An 18561-nucleotide genomic window follows, 5' to 3' on the forward strand; every position below is an offset into this window, starting at 1 on the left:
GATTCTGATTTTTTAGATTTTCAAATTATAAATATAAATCAGAATTATTCTACTTTAAAAGTAAATATGAGTCCTCATGAATTAGAATTTATCAAAGATATACTTTATGCTTTGAGAGATATTAAATTTCATTGAATTATGCGTACAACAAATCTGTTGGATTTACTAAAATCGAGTAAAGAGCTTACTTCAGGTATGATAGCAAGCTCACAATTAGTAGAAAAACTAGAAGTTTACGGTTTTATTCCATGTGCGGAAAATACTAATCCAATACCATTGGATATGAGATTAGGTATCATTGCCTCAGATCGTATTTTATTTTCTGTAGAACAAACCTCTTTGCTTGATCTATCTGCCAAAAAGGAATCTGCAATTTTGCCTATTTATAGAAAGCTGGTCTGTGATAAAGCAGAACATAGCCTCTTATTAGAAAATTTATATATACATGCTTTGAGTACTAATCATTATTATAAAGAATTCAGAAATAGAAAGCAAATAAATCTTCAACAATTAAAAAAGGCATCTTCCCAAATATTCATAGACGATTCTTCAAAGGTTCATTATAGAACATTACCAGAAGAAATATTGATGTATAAAAAAACATCATATTCAACAGATTGTGTATCTGCAGTAACTTCTTGTTTTTTAGTTGTATGTCGCTTTGTAAACTCTGTGACAGGAAATGTGTCATATGTTGTATATTCTCCAGAGGATTTGTTCTTTTCAGCAAAATAGAAAATATGGCATACTTTGAGCATATGGATGATGAGTTCGATTTTGGTAAATATAAAGGTTTGTCGTTGAGTGATGTAATGGATATAAATCCAGAATATATTATTTGGTGTATGCTGAATATTTGCAACAATCGATATTGTAGATTTATTATATCTGATGAAGCTATGGAAGAGTTGAAAGCCATTTACATTAATTTTCCTGTAATTAGACGCATTGAGGATATAAGGGAGAATTATATGTTGTCCGATTATTATTCTAATACTGATGAAATGAGATATGATAATGAATCTTTAATAGAATCCAGTACATATGATCGGTATAGTGGTTCTTATGCTCAGGATGAAATGGGATATAGTGACGATGAGATTGATACTATATTTGATGGCGATCCAAATGCATATTGGAATATTGATTAATGATTTTATGTTAAGTATTTAAATTATTAGATTATGGATAAAATTTCAGAAATAGCTATAGAAGCTGTTAGATATTATGAGAATCGTGATTTATATCACTGTATGGGAGTATTGGGAAATTTGTATAATGTAACAGCGCGTGCTGGTAGCATGGCATTGATTCAAGTGGAAGATAAATTTAAGGTTGGTAAAGCTTTTGCTTTATTTACAATTATGGCTAACGTGCAAGATAAAGATTTGTTAAGTGTAGCAGCCGAAAATGCTTTCTTTTTCCTCTATAAGACTTGCAAAGAGAATGAGGGAGAAATCAAAGCTGTTTCTGCTTATTATATTTGGACAATTCTACAATATTCTCCCGAAACTTTACAAGATAAAATGATAGAGGTATATATTGAGAATTATTCGAGCCATGGTGTTCGTAATTTTAAACCTGGTTTTGGTTTTATGAATCCGTATAATGACAAATCGATTATTGATAATACAATACAATTCATTGCATTTATGAAATCATATTTTATGACTCTGTTCTATAATCCTAATAGTCAACAATTACTATTTAAAGAAAAAGGAATAGTAATGGATGAAGTTTTAGAAAAAGTAATATCAGAATATAAAATGTTACCTATTGAAAAACAAAGTATAGGAGTTACTTTTTCTCAACAATTCTTCGATGAAATAGAAGATACTGTGCTTAAGGATTATTCATCTCAACATTAATAATAAAATCATGAATATATTTGATTATTTATTTGGAAATAAAGAAAGTGAGGACAAAATCGATGAAACTCAACTTCAAAGTGCCCAGTCTGAAAAGCCACTAGAATATTCAGACCCAGTCGAGCAGTATGTTATAGAAAGTGTTTCAGATCTGAAGAAAAAAGGTGTGCCAATTGGGACTAAAGAATTAGAAGCAGAAGCTATTTATTTAGCTGCATTTCTGTATATGAAAAATGATCATGAGATTGATTTTGATGTTGACTATTTTTCTGAAGGCTTATTAGATAGTATACCCAGTAAAAACTATCAAGTAGCAGATAAAGTTTTTTTATATATGAATCGACATTATCCATCTTTTTATGGAATAAGTGAGAAAGAGTATGGAATGCAAGGTTATAAAATGAATATCCAATTGGCTTCTAATTATAGCTCCTATATTAAAAAGTATTTTATTCATGTTCATAAGATAAATTCGGGAGAAGATTATCTTTTATTTTCTTCTCCTAGAAATTGTTTATGGGAGGATGGTGTTAAATCGATTGATAGTCCAACTCAAAGAGATATTTATTATAAGATGAATGCAGATAAATTTGAATTAATGATTCCTCCTTTTAATCCTTTAGTACATGGAATAATTATTTCTAAAACAGACACTTCAATTAAGTGTCAGTCCAATGATGGTAAGCGTACTTTTATTTTTAAATACAAAGAAAAAATTGTCTCTGAGAATCTTTTAGAAATAGATATGTATCGTAATGATAAAGGAGATATGGTTTCATACCATAAAAAATAATAGAAGAATTTAAAGATAATAATTAGAATACTTTAGAATAGAGATGACCGAATTGTTGGAACATATCGATATCTACAAACCATCCGAAATACTTGGTATGTTCCAAAGTTATTTGGCTAAGCAAAATACAAGTGCAAAGGTCATCTTTTTGAAAGGAGTGTATCTTAAAAGTGCGAAAAACAATACTCAATGGGCATTTTGTTATGATGTTATCAGAGATGAAGATACACAAGAAGAAATAACTGTTAAGATAACGCCTAAGCAACGAGAAAATTTGAAAGATGGTAATCTTGTAGTGATTGGTGGTATCATTGGCAGGCAAATAAAGCAAAATGGTTTTATTCAGTTAGTTCTCGGTGTCACTCGTGTTGAAGTTGTTAAAGATCAAGTAATGACAGATACAGAGTTAAAAATGATGGAGCTTCGAAATTTAAAAAGTCTGAAGGGATTTAAAAATGTGGATTCTTTGCTTGAAAACAGATTATTTTCGGGTGAGAAACCAATGATAGCTTTACTGTTTGCTTCAACTTCTATTACAATGTCTGATTTTAATGCTGGGAAAAATGCAGCCTCTTCGCATATAGACTTTACAGAACATAGAGTGTCTTTCGGTAATGCAATCGAATTATCCACCTATTTGCAAAAATTGGACTTGGAACATTATGATGCAATTGCGCTAATTCGTGGTGGTGGAGGTGGCATTGAAAGCCTTGACGATTTATTAGTCCTTGAGACAATTGTGAATCTGCAAACATCTCTTATTTGCGCTGTTGGTCATGTAGATGAGAAGTTATTTATTAAGAATATCGCTGATAAAGTTGCATCAACTCCTAATGGATTGGGAAGTTATTTTAGTGAGATGGTTGAGAATGTCATTCAGAAGAAAAACAGGTCTAGAGCTATTCTTGTGAAACAGGTAAAAACACAGTTTAAAGAGCAAATAGAGACTGCAAATAAACAAAATAAAGATCTACAGGAGAAAATCACAGTATTGACAAAGAACAATGAAATTAGCCAAAAGATGTATGCCGAACAAATTAAAAATGCAGAAAGACAAAATAAAGATCTACAGGAGAAAATCACAGTATTGACAAAGAACAATGAAGTTAGTCAGAAAATGCATGCTGAACAAATTAAAAATACAGAAAAACAAAATAAAGATTTACAAGAAAAAATTACAGTACTGACGAAGAACAATGAAATTGCTCAAAAAATGTATGCTGAACAAATTAAAATTGCGGAGAAACGGAATAAAAGTTTACAAGATCAATTGTCCATCCTAACTAAGAATGCAGAAAATAGCCAAAATAGTCACAAAAATCAGACTGATATTTTGCAGAAGCAGCTTATTTTGATGCAAAAGGAATTAAAAGATTTAAGAGATAGCAATGAAAATCAAACAAAAGATTTTAATGAGAATATATCTAAAATGCAGTCGACGAATTATGAATTACAAAAATCGTTGGATAAGCTAAATGCAGAAAATACTCAAGCTGCAAAAGATTTAACAGAAGCCAAAGTGTATGCAAAGCACTTAGAACAGCAGCTAGCGAGCAGTAAAAAGAGGCCTGGATATTTTGGATTATTAATCGCTATAGTTGTTATTATTGGACTTTTTTGTGGAATTATGTATTTATACTATTTTATTTGCTAATACAGTTTAAATTACATTCTCTAAAAAACAGTTGATTTGTCTGCTATCATTAGAGTCCGGTATGAAAAAACTTTCGTATCGGGCTTTGTGTTATTGGGTGGAAAAGGCTATCTTTGTATTTGTCAACTTATAAAGTTATGAGTATATGAGTAATAAAATTTATCCTATCGGCATACAGAACTTCGAGAAAATCCGCAAAGGAGGTTATTGTTATATAGATAAGACTGCTTGGATACTCAAATGTTTAAGATGACAGAACAATTTTGGCAAGATTTTCAAGAGAACAAATAGATGTTACATATTAATAATGCCTGTATTGCTTTTGGTACGGAAGTGCTTTTCTCCGGTTTCAATATGAAGCTGGAAAGGGGAGAAACGGCTTGCATTGTCGGTCAATCCGGTTGTGGAAAGACTTCGTTGCTGAATGCGGTAATGGGGTTTGTGCCTTTGAAAGAAGGATCTATACAGGTAGGGGAAACATTGCTTGATATATCGACTATCGATAGTGTCCGCAGACAGATTGCATGGATTCCTCAAGAATTAGCGCTACCTTTTGAATGGGTCAAAGAGATGGTGGCTCTCCCGTTCGGACTGAAAGTGAATCGTTCTGTACCTTTTTCGGAAGAAAGACTTTTCACTTGTTTCGATGAATTGGGGCTGGAACACGAATTATATACAAAGAGAGTGAATGAAGTATCGGGTGGTCAACGCCAACGTATTATGCTGGCTGTGGCTGCAATGCTCAACAAACCTCTCATTATCATAGATGAACCGACTTCTGCTTTAGATGCCGGATCGACCGGTAAAGTCCTGTCTTTTTTCCGGAGACAGGCAGAAAAGGGAACAGCTGTGTTAGCCGTATCACATGATAATGACTTTGCTTCGGGCTGCCATTATTTAATAGAACTGTAATTAATTGAACTGTAACGCAAATCGGATAGAATTGTTAAGAATAAATTGTGGGAACGATTGATATATCATATTATAATCTCTTTATAGGGTTACTATTGCTTGCCATTCCGTTTTTTTACCTTTGGAAATTTAAAACGGGACTGCTGAAACCTGCCGTGATTGGTACACTACGGATGATTATCCAGCTGTTCTTTATCGGCATGTATCTGAAATATCTCTTTTTATGGAACAATCCCTGGATCAACTTCCTTTGGGTGATAATTATGGTATTCGTGGCCGGGCAGACCGCATTGGTACGTACCCAGTTGAAACGTAGTGTTTTATTAATCCCTATTACGGTAGGATTTCTTTGTAGTGTTGTATTGGTAGGCATCTATTTTATCGGTATTGTTCTCCAACTGGATAATATATTTAGCGCCCAATACTTTATTCCAATATTCGGAATTCTGATGGGTAATATGCTGTCGAGCAATGTAATAGCTTTGAATACTTATTATAGTGGATTGAAACGTGAACAGCAACTATATCGGTATTTATTGGGAAATGGGGCAACAAGGCAGGAAGCACAGGCTCCATTTATCCGGCAGGCCATCATTAAATCGTTTAGTCCCCTGATTGCAAACATTGCCGTGATGGGATTGGTGGCTCTTCCGGGCACGATGATCGGACAAATTCTGGGAGGAAGCAGCCCGAATGTCGCTATCAAGTATCAGATGATGATTATGGTGATTACTTTCACAGCATCTATGCTATCGCTAATGATTACTATTTCATTGGCTTCGCGTCGATCTTTTGATGCATACGGAAAACTGCTGGAGGTAACAAAAGAACCCAGGAAATGACTGTTATTGACCAGATATTCCATAAAGTAGCTGAAATAGCTATTCCACACTTCTTTATAACAGTGGAGTTTTCAGCATCCGGCACAGAAATGCCGGAACATATCGAGGCTTTCCTGCAGGAAAAATACGAAGCAATTCTTCGTGGAGCCAGTGGACGTAAATTTATCTATAAGGAAGGAGAGTGGCGGCTTATTTTCACTTTCTTCCCTACGGACAGAGTCGTAGACGAACGGTATGCACTGAAAAACAAGGTACAAATGAAAAATGAGGTGCAAATGAAAAGCAAAAGCTAACCGGTTATTAGCGTATTTATTATTTGCCTTTCAACATTCCCCATAAGCAGCGAAGCTGCACGAATTGTTCTCCGGGTTGCACATAACCGCCTTCAAACATCTTTTCCGTTACTTGAAATTTGGAGAGGTGATGGCGTATATACTTCTCTACATCAGGCGATTGTTTCTTGACGAATGACAGCAAATCAACCTTCCCGTCTTCGCGAATGAGCACCTTAGCTTTGATTGTGCGAAAACCGTACTCTTTGCAGTGTTTGGTTTCTACTTTATCAATCCAGAAGATAGCGGTAGCTTTGACCGTATCTGCCGCACAATCTTCGATATTGTCAATCTTTGCAGCCTCGGCTACGGACATTTCGATACTATCACTTTTCTTGGGCTGGCAAGAAATCATCATAACTAACAGGAACAGTAAAGTCAAATTTGTTTTCATCGTATTCATTATTTAGATGAAGTAAAAGTACAGAATTTCAATAAATAACGGAAGCTTTAGGCGAAAATTTATAATTAGTTTTTATTCCGGAACCGGTTTTTATCCGAATTTATCCGATGAAAACAGGCAAAAGGCAAAAAGAATATAAACTCTTTTTGCCTTTTGCCTATTGATAAAACTGAAAAATGAAATTAACTGTTTAATCTAAAATTTATATGGATATAGTTATGGTTTAGCGGAAGTCTTTCAGTTCTTCTTGTAATTTCTGACGGGTAAAGAAGATCCGACTTTTTACGGTACCCAACGGAAGATTCAGTTTTTCTGCTATTTCGCGGTATTTGAATCCGGAAACGTGCATAGCGAACGGAACCCTGTATTCTTTCGGAAGAGCATTGACTACACGGTGCATCTCTTTTAGGTCGTATGTCCTTTCAGTACTTTCAAACCCTGCATCTTGCGGCAAATTAAGATGATAGAGATTATCGGTCTTGTCGACAAATGTCTGGTCGCGAACTACCTTACGATAATTATTGATAAAGATATTGCGCATGATGGTGTACATCCATCCTTTGAAATTTGTATCGGGTGTATATTTATCTTCATTATCTAATGCTTTCAATGAGGTTTCCTGCAGCAAATCGTTTGCTTCTTCGCGGTCTGTTGTCAGTTTGTATGCGAAACGTAGTAATTCTTCCTGAACTCCTACCAAATCTTTTCTGAAGCTTAAACTTTTCATATGTGTTGTTTTTTAAATGTGAGTATTCGTTGTAAAAATTTTGATGATGCAAGTTTAAGATATTTTGTCGACCTTGGTAGGGGAGAATCAGACGTAATTTAGGGGAATTTCTATCAACAGATAGTTTTTAGGTCCTTTTTGATAGTTTCTGGGTGGTATTTTATATCTTTTATGGGGATCTCAAAAAATGGATAACGATAAATTCTCTAAAAAACGATCACTTAGTATGTTAATTCCTATTTTATTTATTATCTTTGCAACCAAATTTTCTACCAATAATGAAAATTAAGGAAATAGTAAGCGCCCTTGAACGATTCGCGCCTCTGCCATTGCAAGACGGATTTGATAATGCCGGCCTGCAAATCGGATTGACAGAAGCGGAAGCAACAGGGGCTTTGTTGTGTCTTGACGTTACCGAAGCTGTGTTGGATGAAGCTATCGCGCTGGGGTACAATCTCGTTATATCGCACCATCCGCTCATTTTCAAGGGCTATAAATCTATCACGGGCAAAGATTACGTGGAACGCTGCATACTGAAAGCAATAAAGAATGATATTGTGATCTATTCAGCACATACTAATCTTGATAATGCACAAGGTGGAGTCAATTATAAGATAGCAGAGAAAATAGGGTTGAAGAATCTGAAAGTGCTCGAACCGAAAGAGAACAGTCTGATTAAGCTGGTGACTTTCGTGCCGGATGCACAAGCCGATAGTGTGCGTGAAGCATTGTTTGCAGCCGGATGCGGAAATATAGGTAACTATGATTCATGCAGTTACAATCTGAAAGGAGAGGGAACTTTCCGGGCAAAAGAGGGAACGCATCCTTTCTGTGGAACAATCGGTGAACTGCATCATGAAAATGAAGTAAGGATTGAAACCATTCTTCCTGTATATAAGAAAGCAGAAGTTATAAAGGCTTTATTGTCTGTACATCCTTATGAGGAACCGGCATTCGACTTGTATCCGTTGCAGAATGACTGGTTGCAGGCAGGTTCGGGAATTGTAGGTGAATTGGATGAATCGGAAACGGAACTTGAGTTTCTGAAACGCATCAAGAAAATCTTCGAAGTGGGTTGTGTACGTCATAACAAACTGACGGGGAGAGAAATACAGAAGGTTGCCTTATGTGGTGGTGCCGGAGCTTTCCTGCTTCCACAGGCAATTCGGACGGGGGCGGATGTCTTTATTACGGGAGAAATCAAATATCATGATTATTTCGGCCATGAGGGTGATATTCTGATGGCAGAGATTGGTCATTACGAAAGCGAACAATATACAAAAGAAATTTTTTATTCCATAATCCGGGATTTATTTCCTAATTTTGCACTCCAATTGAGTAAAATAAATACGAATCCCATAAAATATTTATAAGTAAAATGGCTAGAGAAGCAAAAAAAGATCCGAATGAGTTGACGGTAGAACAGAAACTGAAGACACTGTTCCAACTGCAAACGATGTTGTCTAAGATTGATGAAATCAAGACATTGAGAGGTGAACTTCCGTTGGAAGTGCAAGACCTTGAAGATGAAATTGCTGGTTTGAGTACCCGTATCGACAAGATCAAAGCTGAAGTGGATGAACTGAAATCTGCTATTGCCGGCAAGAGAGTAGAAATTGAAACAGCAAAGGCTTCAGTAGAAAAATATAAGTCACAACAAGACAATGTTCGCAATAACCGTGAATATGATTTCTTGACGAAAGAAATCGAATTCCAGACATTGGAAATCGAACTTTGCGAAAAGAGAATTAAGGAATATTCTGCTGATAAAGAAGAAAAAGAGGCTGAAGTAACGAAGAACGATCAGATTCTTAACGAAAGACTGAAAGACCTTGAGCAGAAGAAGAGCGAACTGGACGAAATTATCTCTGAAACCAAACAGGAAGAAGAGAAATTGAGAGACAAAGCTAAAGATTTGGAAACTAAGATCGAACCGCGTCTGTTGCAGTCTTTCAAACGTATCCGTAAGAACTCTCGCAACGGATTGGGTATTGTATACGTACAGCGTGATGCTTGTGGTGGTTGCTTTAACAAGATTCCGCCCCAGAGACAACTGGATATCCGTTCTCGTAAGAAAGTAATCGTTTGCGAATATTGCGGACGTATTATGATTGACCCGGAATTGGCTGGCGTACAAATCGAACACAAGGTGGAAGAAGCTCCGGTAGCTACTACCAAAAGAGCTATTAGAAGAAAAACTGCTGAATAAGGAAGCAGTGAAGTAAGTAAAGTTACTTTTTGATATATAGTAAGCCCTGCAGTAATGCAGGGCTTTTTTTTGTTTTAGCAAGTGCTTGTATAAAAAAGAATCGATAAACAAACTTACCCTTTAGTTGTTATCTTTTCATTTCATAAAAACCTGAACTGATATGAATATACGAGTGTGGGGCACATCGCTCCTTATGTTTCTTTCAACTGTGACCGCGGTTGGACAGACCGCAAACCGTTATTTGAAAGCTCCGCTTCCTCAAGATTGGGAAGAGAGCGGGGAAGTGTTTCAACAGATACTTCCGGTGGATGACCATTGGTGGAAGTCATTCCAAGATACCAAACTGGATTCTTTGATAGCTTTGGCAGTAGATCGTAATTACTCCGTTGCCATGGCAATCAACCGTATAGCTGCCGCTCGTGCCAATCTTTGGATAGAACGCAGTAATTTCTTTCCTTCCATCGGATTGAATGCAGGATGGACCCGTCAGGAAACCAGTGGAAATACGAGTTCACTGCCCCAAACAACCGATCATTATTATGATGCTTCGTTAAGCATGAGCTGGGAGCTTGATATTTTCGGTAGTATTCGGAAACGGGTAAAAGCGCAGAAAGAGAATTTTGCTGCCAGCAAGGAAGAATACACAGGAGTCATGGTCTCGTTAGCTGCAGAAGTAGCCTCGGCTTATATCAATCTAAGGGAGTTGCAACAAGAACTTGAAGTGGTAAAGAAAAACAGTGCTTCGCAGGAAGAAGTCCTGAAAATCACGGAAGTACGCTATAACACCGGGCTGGTTGCTAAACTCGATGTGGCACAGGCCAAGTCTGTATTATATAGCACAAAAGCCTCCATTCCCCAGCTGGAAGCGGGTATCAATCAGTATATTACAACATTGGCTGTCTTATTGGGAATGTATCCCCAGGACATTCGTCCTGTTCTTGAATCCAGTGGCACATTGCCCGATTATATGGAACCTATTGGAGTGGGAATGCCTGTCGATTTATTGCTGCGACGGCCTGATGTACGAAGTGCGGAATTGAGCGTAAATGCGCAGGCAGCATTGCTCGGAGCTTCGAAAGCGGATTGGCTGCCGAAAGTTTTCTTGAAAGGTTCATTTGGATATGCCGCCCGTGACCTGAAGGATCTCACCAAAAGTAAAAGTATGACTTATGAAATTGCTCCGTCATTGAACTGGACTATTTTCAATGGAGGACAGCTGGTGAATGCAACACGGCTGGCAAAAGCGCAACTGGATGAAGCGATCAACCAGTTTAATCAGACGGTTTTAACTGCCGTACAGGAAACGGACAATGCTATGAATTCCTATCGGAATTCAATCAAACAGATTGTAGCCCTGCGGGAAGTGCGCAATCAAGGTATTGAGACATTGAAACTTTCACTGGAACTTTATAAACAGGGACTTTCGCCTTTCCAAAACGTACTTGATGCACAACGTTCTCTGTTATCTTATGAGAATCAGCTGGTACAGGCACAAGGTAGTTCGCTTTTGCAACTGATAGCCCTCTACAAGGCTTTAGGGGGTGGTTGGAGAGAATAAAAATCAATCTATAAAATATATAACCTAACAGATATGAAAAAACTGATGTATATCCTTCTTGCACTGCCTATATTGACGGGTTGCAAGGAGAAGAAAAGTGCAGGAGCGATGGGAGGTATGCCAACTCCGGAAATTAGCGTGACCAAACCCATAGTGGAGGATATTACTTTGACGAAAGATTATCCGGGTTATCTGACAACAGAAAAGACGGTGAATCTTGTAGCCAGGGTGAACGGAACCTTGCAATCTACCTCTTATGTCGCAGGTGGACGGGTGAAACAGGGGCAACTGTTGTTTGTCATCGAACCAACCTTATACAAAGATCAGGTGGAGCAAGCAGAAGCAGAACTGAGAACTGCCCAGGCGCAATTGGAATATGCCCGTAATAATTATAGCCGTATGAAAGAGGCTGTAAAGAGTGATGCGGTCAGTCAGATACAGGTACTTCAGGCTGAATCTTCTGTGAAAGAAGGTGTTGCAGCTGTCAGCAACGCGGAAGCAGCTTTGAGCACCGCCCGTACAAACTTGGGATATTGTTATGTCCGTGCACCGTTTGACGGCACCATAAGTAAAGCGACTGTAGATATAGGAAGTTATGTAGGCGGTTCATTGCAACCAGTCACATTGGCTACTATTTATAAAGATAATCAGATGTATGCTTACTTTAATGTTGCTGATAATCAATGGTTGGCAATGACGATGGATACCCAGCAGTTACCGATTGATCTTCCTAAAAAAATAATGGTTCAACTGGGAAAGGGGGGAACTGAAAGTTATCCGGCTACGCTCGATTATCTTTCACCAAATGTAGATGTGAATACAGGAACACTGATGGTTCGTGCCAATTTTGATAATCCGAAAGGGGTATTGAAGAGCGGATTATATGTAAGCATAACTTTACCTTATGGAGAAGCTAAAAATGCCATGCTGGTGAAAGAGGGTTCTATCGGAACCGACCAGTTAGGCAAGTACTTATATGTTGTAAATGATTCGAATATAGTTCATTACCGGCATATTGAAATAGGGCAGTTGGTCGACGGCACTTTACGGCAGGTATTGGGTGGACTTTCCCCGCAGGAACAGTATGTCACGGAGGCTTTGATGAAAGTCAGAGACGGAATGAAAGTAAAGCCGCTTCCTGATTCTCTTCCTAAAAGAGGGAAATAAGGTCTTTTGGATAACTGATTGATTAACAAATGCAATCAATAAAGGTGATGTACTTAAAACCGATTAATTAACAAAAGTAACTTTCTGCTCCCTCTCTTTGGGAGAAGGCTGTAGAGAGGCTGCTTTTAAACCTATACATTATGTTTTCTAAGTTTTTTATCAACCGACCGATATTTGCTACTGTCCTTGCCCTGCTTATTGTAGTAGCCGGTCTGGTCACACTCAATATATTGCCTGTGGCGCAATTTCCGGAGATCACACCGCCAACGGTGCAGGTCTCTGCCGTTTATCCCGGGGCAAATGCTGAAACTGTTGCTCAAACAGTGGGTATTCCTATCGAACAGCAGGTGAATGGTGTAGACGGCATGCTTTATATGTCTTCCAATTCTTCATCTTCGGGAGCATATTCTCTGACTATTACATTCGCTGTTGGTACGGACATCGATATGGCAACTGTGCAGGTACAAAACAGGGTCAGTATCGCACAATCATCACTGCCGGAACCGGTGGTGGTGCAAGGAGTCACTGTGCAGAAACAGTCTTCAAACATTGTGATGTTTTTGACAATGACTTCGCAGGACTCTGTGTACAACAGCCTGTATCTGACTAATTATGCCAAATTGAATTTAGTGGACCAGCTGACACGTGTGCCCGGAGTGGGTGCTGTGAATGTGATGGGAGCAGGGGACTATTCGATGCGCATCTGGCTCGATCCGGAGGCTATGCGTATACGGAATATTTCACCGCAGCAAGTCTATCAATCCATCCAGTCGCAGAATGTGGAAGTATCTGCCGGATATATCGGTCAGCCTATCGGACAGGATAATAAGAATGCTTTTCAGTATACTTTGAATGTCCAGGGACGATTGAAATCTCCTGAACAGTTCGGAGATATTATTATTCGCCGTGAGCAGGACGGAGCGATGCTTCGTCTGAAAGATATTGCACGTATTGATTTGGGGTCTGCTTCATACAATGTAGTGTCGCGATTGAATGGAAAACCTACGGCTGCTATTGCTATTTACCAGCAACCGGGTTCCAATTCGCTGGATGTTTCAAAAGGAGTGAAAGCTAAGATGGAAGAACTGGCGGAAAGTTTTCCGTCAGGAGTGGCCTATAATGTCACTTTGGATACGACTGATGTCATCCATGCTTCCATTGATGAAGTGATGGTTACTTTCTTTGAAACAACTTTGCTGGTGATACTCGTTATTTTCTTGTTCCTGCAGAATTGGCGGGCAGTGATTATTCCTTGTATCACTATTCCGGTATCGTTGATCGGTACATTTGCCGTAATGGCGGCATTTGGTTTCTCTATCAATACATTAACATTGTTCGGACTGATTTTGGCAGTTGCTATTGTGGTGGATGATGCGATAGTGGTGGTGGAGAACGCTTCGAGGTTATTGGAAACCGGGCAGTACTCACCTCGTGAAGCGGTGACAAAAGCGATGGGAGAGATCACGGGCCCGATTGTCGGGGTGGTTCTCGTATTGCTTGCCGTGTTCATTCCGACGATGATGATTAGTGGAATTTCAGGTCAGCTGTATAAGCAGTTTGCACTGACTATTGCCGCTTCTACCGTATTGAGCGGTTTCAATTCGCTGACATTGACTCCTGCGCTTTGCGCACTGTTTCTTGAAAAGAGTAAACCTTCTAACTTCTTTATATACAAAGGTTTCAATAAGGCTTATGACAAGACGCAAGGGGTATATGACAAAATTGTCAAATGGTTGCTTCAGCGTCCGGGAATGGCTCTTGCTTCTTATGGCGCTTTGACTGTTATTGCTCTATTGCTTTTTATGCATTGGCCGTCAACTTTTATCCCGGACGAGGATGACGGATATTTTATTGCTGTTGTTCAACTTCCGCCTGCCGCCAGCCTTGAGCGTACGCAAGCAGTGGGAGAAAAGATAAACGGTATTTTGGATTCTTATCAGGAAGTAAAAAATTATATTGGTATTTCCGGCTTTTCTATCATGGGTGGCGGCGAGCAGAGTAACTCCGCAACTTATTTTGTGGTGCTGAAAAACTGGAGTGAGAGGAAAGGGAAGGAGCATACGGCTGCTGCCATAGTCAATCGTTTTAATGGTGAAGCGTATATGACTATTCAGGCTGCGGAAGTGTTTGCTATGGTTCCTCCGGCTATTCCGGGGTTGGGTGCATCCGGTGGTTTACAGCTTCAGTTGGAAGACCGGCGTAATCTGGGACCGACGGAAATGCAGCAGGCCATCAATGTCTTGCTTGCTTCTTATCATTCGAAACCGGCTTTAGCATCTGTATCCAGCCAGTATCAGGCAAATGTTCCGCAATATTTCTTGAATATCGACCGTGACAAAGTCCAGTTCATGGGAATTGCCTTGAACGATGTTTTCTCTACATTAGGCTATTATATGGGAGCGGCTTATGTGAATGATTTTGTTGAATTCGGACGTATTTACCAAGTGAAGATTGAGGCACGCGACCAGGCACAGCGGGTAATTGATGATGTCTTGAAGCTAAGTGTGCCGAATTCGGCAGGAGAGATGGTGCCTTTTTCTTCTTTCACCAAAGTGGAGGAACAGTTAGGCCAAGACCAGATTAACCGCTATAATATGTACTCGACTGCGTCTCTGACTTGTAATGTTGCTCCGGGAAGTAGTACCGGGCAGGCTATTCAAGAAGTGGAAGCATTGTTTAAAGAACAACTGGGAGATGAGTTTGGGTATGAATGGACTTCCGTTGCCTATCAGGAAACCCAGGCTGGGAATACAACTACCATTGTTCTGATTATGGCGTTAATTGTTGCTTTTCTGGTACTTGCTGCACAGTATGAAAGTTGGACCAGCCCGGTAGCAGCCGTCATCGGATTGCCGGTAGCATTATTAGGTGCTATGATTGGCTGTCTGATTATGGGAACTCCAGTCAGTATTTATACGCAAATCGGTATCATTCTGTTGGTTGCACTTTCTGCAAAGAACGGAATTTTGATTGTGGAATTTGCCCGTGATTTCCGTGCCGAGGGTAATTCAATTAGGGAAGCTGCCTTTGAAGCGGGGCATGTCCGCTTGCGTCCGATCCTGATGACTTCTTTTGCTTTTGTATTAGGAGTGATGCCCTTGTTATTCGCCACCGGTGCAGGTGCACAAAGTCGTATAGCATTGGGTGCTGCTGTTGTATTCGGTATGGCCATGAACACTTTATTGGCTACCATTTATATTCCTAATTTCTACGAATTGATGCAGAAATTGCAAGAGCGGTTCAGCAAAAAGAAAGGAAATGAGGATGGTGGGAAAGATACTGTCATATAGAAGTAAAAAACTGTTTGAAGGCTATCTGAAAGGGTAGTTGATATAGTGACGCTATCTGTTTGGGATGGTGTCACCATAGTAAGCAAATAGCGTCACTATCTTGAATGGATAGTGACGCTATTTTATTCTTGCAGGTAAGTACGTTTTTTTGTGGCAAATGAAGCGGAACATTTTTATAAAGATTTGTAATCAGGAATATCCTGAAGGAACGTATAACTCTGATTCTCATAATCCATCCGGCAACAATAATGTTGCATTCCGTTGCTGACAATCAGATAATCTACTTTCAATACCATATTATACCGGGTGATCTGATCGAAAACAGCCTGTGTGATTTCGATATGGGGTGCTTTATATTCCACAATCATCCGGGCTGATAAATCCCTCCGATAAAGTACGGTGTCGCATCGTTTGGTAGTACCGTTCAACTTTACCATTACTTCATTGGCCAGGAGGGCAGTCGGATATCCTTTGTGTGCAATAAGAAAGTGAACAAAGTGTTGCCGTACCCATTCTTCAGGGGTAAGGGCGACATATCGTTTACGAATTACGTCGAAAATTACATTTTTTCCGTTTCGTACGTTTATTTTAGTGTCGAATACTGGTAGGTTTAACGATAACATTTATTATTTTTGTAAGTTAAATAATGGTTCCCATTATTGGGAGCACAAATTTAATAGATAATTATGAAAACAAAAGAAGAAATCGTAGCTAATTGGCTGCCCCGTTACACAAAACGTAACCTGGAGGATTTTGGAGAGTATATTCTGTTGACTAACTTCAACAAGTACGTCGAGATTTTCGCAAATCAGTTTAATGTTCCCATCTTAGGAAGGGATGCAAATATGATTTCTGCTTCTGCCGAAGGCATCACTATGATTAACTTTGGTATGGGAAGCCCCAACGCTGCTATCATCATGGACTTGCTGGGAGCTATTCAACCCAAAGCTTGTTTGTTTTTGGGAAAATGTGGTGGCATCGACAAGAAAAATCAGCTTGGCGACTTGATTCTCCCTATTGCAGCTATTCGTGGAGAAGGAACTTCCAACGATTATTTCCCTCCTGAAGTTCCTGCATTACCTGCATTTATGTTGCAGCGTGCCGTTTCTTCATCCATCCGTGACAAAGGCCGTGACTATTGGACCGGTACCGTATATACCACCAACCGCCGTATCTGGGAACATGATGATGCATTCAAAGAATATCTGAAAAAGACCCGGGCTATGGCAGTTGATATGGAAACTGCAACTTTGTTCAGTTGTGGCTTTGCCAATCATATTCCTACCGGCGCATTATTATTAGTGTCCGATCAGCCAATGACCCCCGACGGAGTAAAAACAGATAGAAGTGATAATTTGGTTACCAGAAATTATGTAGAAGAGCATGTTGAAATTGGTATTGCTTCTTTGCGTATGATTATTGATGAAAAGAAAACTGTTAAACACTTGAAATTTGACTGGTAATCCGGTCTTTCTGAAAATTATATATGGCAAAACAAGAACTGACCTGTGATGACATCCTCAAGGAATTGAGAGCAAAGCAGTATCGCCCTATCTATTACCTGATGGGAGAAGAGTCGTATTATATCGACTTGATTGCAGATTACATAACGGATAATGTGTTGAGTGAGACGGAAAAAGAATTCAACCTGACTGTTGTGTATGGGGCTGATGTGGATGTGGCAACGATTATAAATGCTGCAAAGCGTTATCCCATGATGTCGGAACACCAAGTAGTAGTAGTAAAGGAAGCGCAGGCGGTACGTAATATGGAAGAGTTGTCGTATTATCTTCAAAAGCCTTTGCTTTCCACCATTTTAGTGATATGCCATAAGCATGGAACGTTGGATCGTAGAAAGAAGCTGGCTGCCGAGGTGGACAAAGTTGGTGTGCTGTTTGAATCTAAAAAAATAAAGGATGCACAACTCCCCGGTTTTATAGCTTCATATATGAAACGGAAAGGAGTTGATATGGAACCTAAAGCAACTGCTATGCTTGCTGATTTTGTAGGTTCAGATTTGAGTCGTCTGACCGGAGAGCTTGAAAAGTTGATTATCACTTTACCTGCCGGACAAAAACGCGTAACTCCTGAACAGATAGAAAAAAACATAGGCATAAGCAAAGATTATAATAACTTTGAATTGCGCAGTGCTTTAGTGGAAAAGGATATATTGAAAGCAAATAAGATAATAAAATATTTTGAGGAAAATCCGAAAACTAATCCGATCCAAATGACGCTGTCTTTATTATTCAGCTTTTACTCCAACCTAATGTTGGCTTATTATGCACCGGATAAATCAGAGCAAGGGATTGCAAATATGCTAGGGTTAAGAACTCCTTGGCAGGCTCGGGATTATATGGTAGCAATGCGAAAATATAGCGGAGTAAAGACCATGCAAATTGTTGGAGAAATACGATATGCTGATGCAAAATCCAAAGGAGTCCAAAATAGTTCTATGACAGATGGAGATATTCTTCGTGAATTAGTGTTCAAAATTTTGCATTAAGTAGGATTAAGAATTACCTATATAATCAGACATATACTTTTACCGTAGATAGAAACGGGAAGTATATGTCTTTTTTTGGTATTCCCGCAATTACTTCCATTATAAAAAAGACTTTCACAATACCAGTGATTATTTTACAAATAGATTTACTCCTTTTATAGTTTTATAGATTTACCCATTTAACGAACTACACAAAGTCTATTTTTAGAATTTTGTATTGATCTACCTTCAAGGAAACTTTTTCTTTTAAATAGGAGCTTTAATTTTTAAACGAGAAAAATTAACTTATTCTTGAGTTTA

Annotated in this window: 18 protein-coding genes and 1 pseudogene; 16 read left to right on the plus strand and 3 right to left on the minus strand. The window is 38.8% G+C overall.

Features of this window, described 5'->3' with window-relative positions; all coding sequences use genetic code 11:
- Window positions 1–138: 138 nt before the first annotated feature.
- From I2I13_RS24010 to I2I13_RS24050, 9 genes and pseudogenes are all read left to right on the plus strand, one after another.
- Window positions 139–735: a hypothetical protein gene (locus I2I13_RS24010; protein WP_195650726.1), complete on the plus strand. Its 597-nt coding sequence runs from the start codon at window positions 139–141 to the stop codon at window positions 733–735.
- Window positions 736–740: 5 nt separating this feature from the next.
- Window positions 741–1151: a hypothetical protein gene (locus tag I2I13_RS24585; RefSeq protein ID WP_229128715.1), complete on the plus strand. Its 411-nt coding sequence runs from the start codon at window positions 741–743 to the stop codon at window positions 1149–1151.
- A 33-nt stretch (window positions 1152–1184) separates the two neighbouring features.
- Window positions 1185–1868 carry a hypothetical protein gene (locus I2I13_RS24020; RefSeq protein ID WP_195650727.1) on the plus strand — a complete coding sequence of 228 codons (684 nt, stop codon included), beginning with the start codon at window positions 1185–1187 and terminating at the stop codon, window positions 1866–1868.
- Window positions 1869–1878: 10 nt separating this feature from the next.
- On the plus strand, window positions 1879–2661 hold the full coding sequence (locus I2I13_RS24025) for a hypothetical protein (protein WP_195650728.1): 783 nt from the start codon (window positions 1879–1881) through the stop codon (window positions 2659–2661).
- A gap of 43 nt (window positions 2662–2704) precedes the next feature.
- A complete protein-coding gene (locus I2I13_RS24030; protein WP_195650729.1) occupies window positions 2705–4315 on the plus strand; it encodes an exodeoxyribonuclease VII large subunit in 1611 nt (536 codons plus the stop codon).
- 145 nt (window positions 4316–4460) lie between these two features.
- Window positions 4461–4565 (plus strand): annotated as a pseudogene (locus tag I2I13_RS24035) (AAA family ATPase); the annotation flags it as partial.
- A 41-nt stretch (window positions 4566–4606) separates the two neighbouring features.
- Window positions 4607–5227, plus strand: coding sequence for an ATP-binding cassette domain-containing protein (locus tag I2I13_RS24040; RefSeq protein ID WP_195650730.1), 621 nt, complete (start codon window positions 4607–4609; stop codon window positions 5225–5227).
- A 47-nt stretch (window positions 5228–5274) separates the two neighbouring features.
- Window positions 5275–6069 (plus strand): ABC transporter permease, encoded by a 795-nt coding sequence (locus I2I13_RS24045; protein ID WP_004308919.1) that lies wholly within the window; start codon window positions 5275–5277, stop codon window positions 6067–6069.
- Window positions 6066–6362 (plus strand): hypothetical protein, encoded by a 297-nt coding sequence (locus I2I13_RS24050; protein ID WP_195650731.1) that lies wholly within the window; start codon window positions 6066–6068, stop codon window positions 6360–6362. The genes I2I13_RS24045 and I2I13_RS24050 overlap by 4 nt, the downstream gene beginning before the upstream one ends.
- 19 nt (window positions 6363–6381) lie before the next feature.
- On the opposite strand, the gene I2I13_RS24055 is transcribed toward I2I13_RS24050, so the two are convergent.
- Both I2I13_RS24055 and I2I13_RS24060 read right to left on the minus strand, forming a co-directional pair.
- Window positions 6382–6795 carry a DUF4891 domain-containing protein gene (locus tag I2I13_RS24055; protein WP_122138108.1) on the minus strand — a complete coding sequence of 138 codons (414 nt, stop codon included), beginning with the start codon at window positions 6793–6795 and terminating at the stop codon, window positions 6382–6384.
- A 232-nt stretch (window positions 6796–7027) separates the two neighbouring features.
- Window positions 7028–7531, minus strand: a complete 504-nt coding sequence (locus tag I2I13_RS24060; protein WP_004303051.1) for an RNA polymerase sigma factor — start codon at window positions 7529–7531, stop codon at window positions 7028–7030.
- 278 nt (window positions 7532–7809) lie between these two features.
- On the opposite strand from I2I13_RS24060, the gene I2I13_RS24065 reads away from it, so the two are divergent.
- From I2I13_RS24065 to I2I13_RS24085, 5 genes are all read left to right on the plus strand, one after another.
- Window positions 7810–8904 (plus strand): Nif3-like dinuclear metal center hexameric protein, encoded by a 1095-nt coding sequence (locus tag I2I13_RS24065; RefSeq protein WP_117933814.1) that lies wholly within the window; start codon window positions 7810–7812, stop codon window positions 8902–8904.
- A gap of 5 nt (window positions 8905–8909) precedes the next feature.
- Entirely contained in the window at window positions 8910–9740 is an 831-nt protein-coding gene (locus tag I2I13_RS24070) for a zinc ribbon domain-containing protein (RefSeq protein ID WP_004295942.1), read from the plus strand.
- Window positions 9741–9900: 160 nt separating this feature from the next.
- Window positions 9901–11298 carry an efflux transporter outer membrane subunit gene (locus I2I13_RS24075; protein ID WP_004295943.1) on the plus strand — a complete coding sequence of 466 codons (1398 nt, stop codon included), beginning with the start codon at window positions 9901–9903 and terminating at the stop codon, window positions 11296–11298.
- 33 nt (window positions 11299–11331) lie between these two features.
- The gene (locus I2I13_RS24080) at window positions 11332–12465 is read left to right on the plus strand and encodes an efflux RND transporter periplasmic adaptor subunit (protein ID WP_195650732.1); all 1134 of its coding nucleotides are present in this window, start codon (window positions 11332–11334) and stop codon (window positions 12463–12465) included.
- A 140-nt stretch (window positions 12466–12605) separates the two neighbouring features.
- The gene (locus tag I2I13_RS24085; protein ID WP_195650733.1) at window positions 12606–15755 is read left to right on the plus strand and encodes an efflux RND transporter permease subunit; all 3150 of its coding nucleotides are present in this window, start codon (window positions 12606–12608) and stop codon (window positions 15753–15755) included.
- 173 nt (window positions 15756–15928) lie between these two features.
- Here the strand turns inward: I2I13_RS24085 and I2I13_RS24090 are convergent, their stop codons facing one another.
- Complete coding sequence (locus tag I2I13_RS24090) at window positions 15929–16378, minus strand: type I restriction enzyme HsdR N-terminal domain-containing protein (protein WP_004295946.1); 450 nt, start codon at window positions 16376–16378, stop codon at window positions 15929–15931.
- Between the two features lie 63 nt (window positions 16379–16441).
- Here I2I13_RS24090 and I2I13_RS24095 point away from each other — a divergent pair, with 63 nt between their 5' ends.
- Window positions 16442–17218, plus strand: coding sequence for an AMP nucleosidase (locus I2I13_RS24095; RefSeq protein WP_004295947.1), 777 nt, complete (start codon window positions 16442–16444; stop codon window positions 17216–17218).
- Between the two features lie 23 nt (window positions 17219–17241).
- A complete protein-coding gene (gene holA, locus I2I13_RS24100) occupies window positions 17242–18261 on the plus strand; it encodes a DNA polymerase III subunit delta (protein WP_074558529.1) in 1020 nt (339 codons plus the stop codon).
- Window positions 18262–18561 lie beyond the last annotated feature (300 nt).

Origin of the sequence: Bacteroides sp. D55t1_190419_B8 (assembly GCF_015558905.1) — a bacterium.
In the GTDB taxonomy this organism is placed as follows: domain Bacteria; phylum Bacteroidota; class Bacteroidia; order Bacteroidales; family Bacteroidaceae; genus Bacteroides; species Bacteroides vicugnae.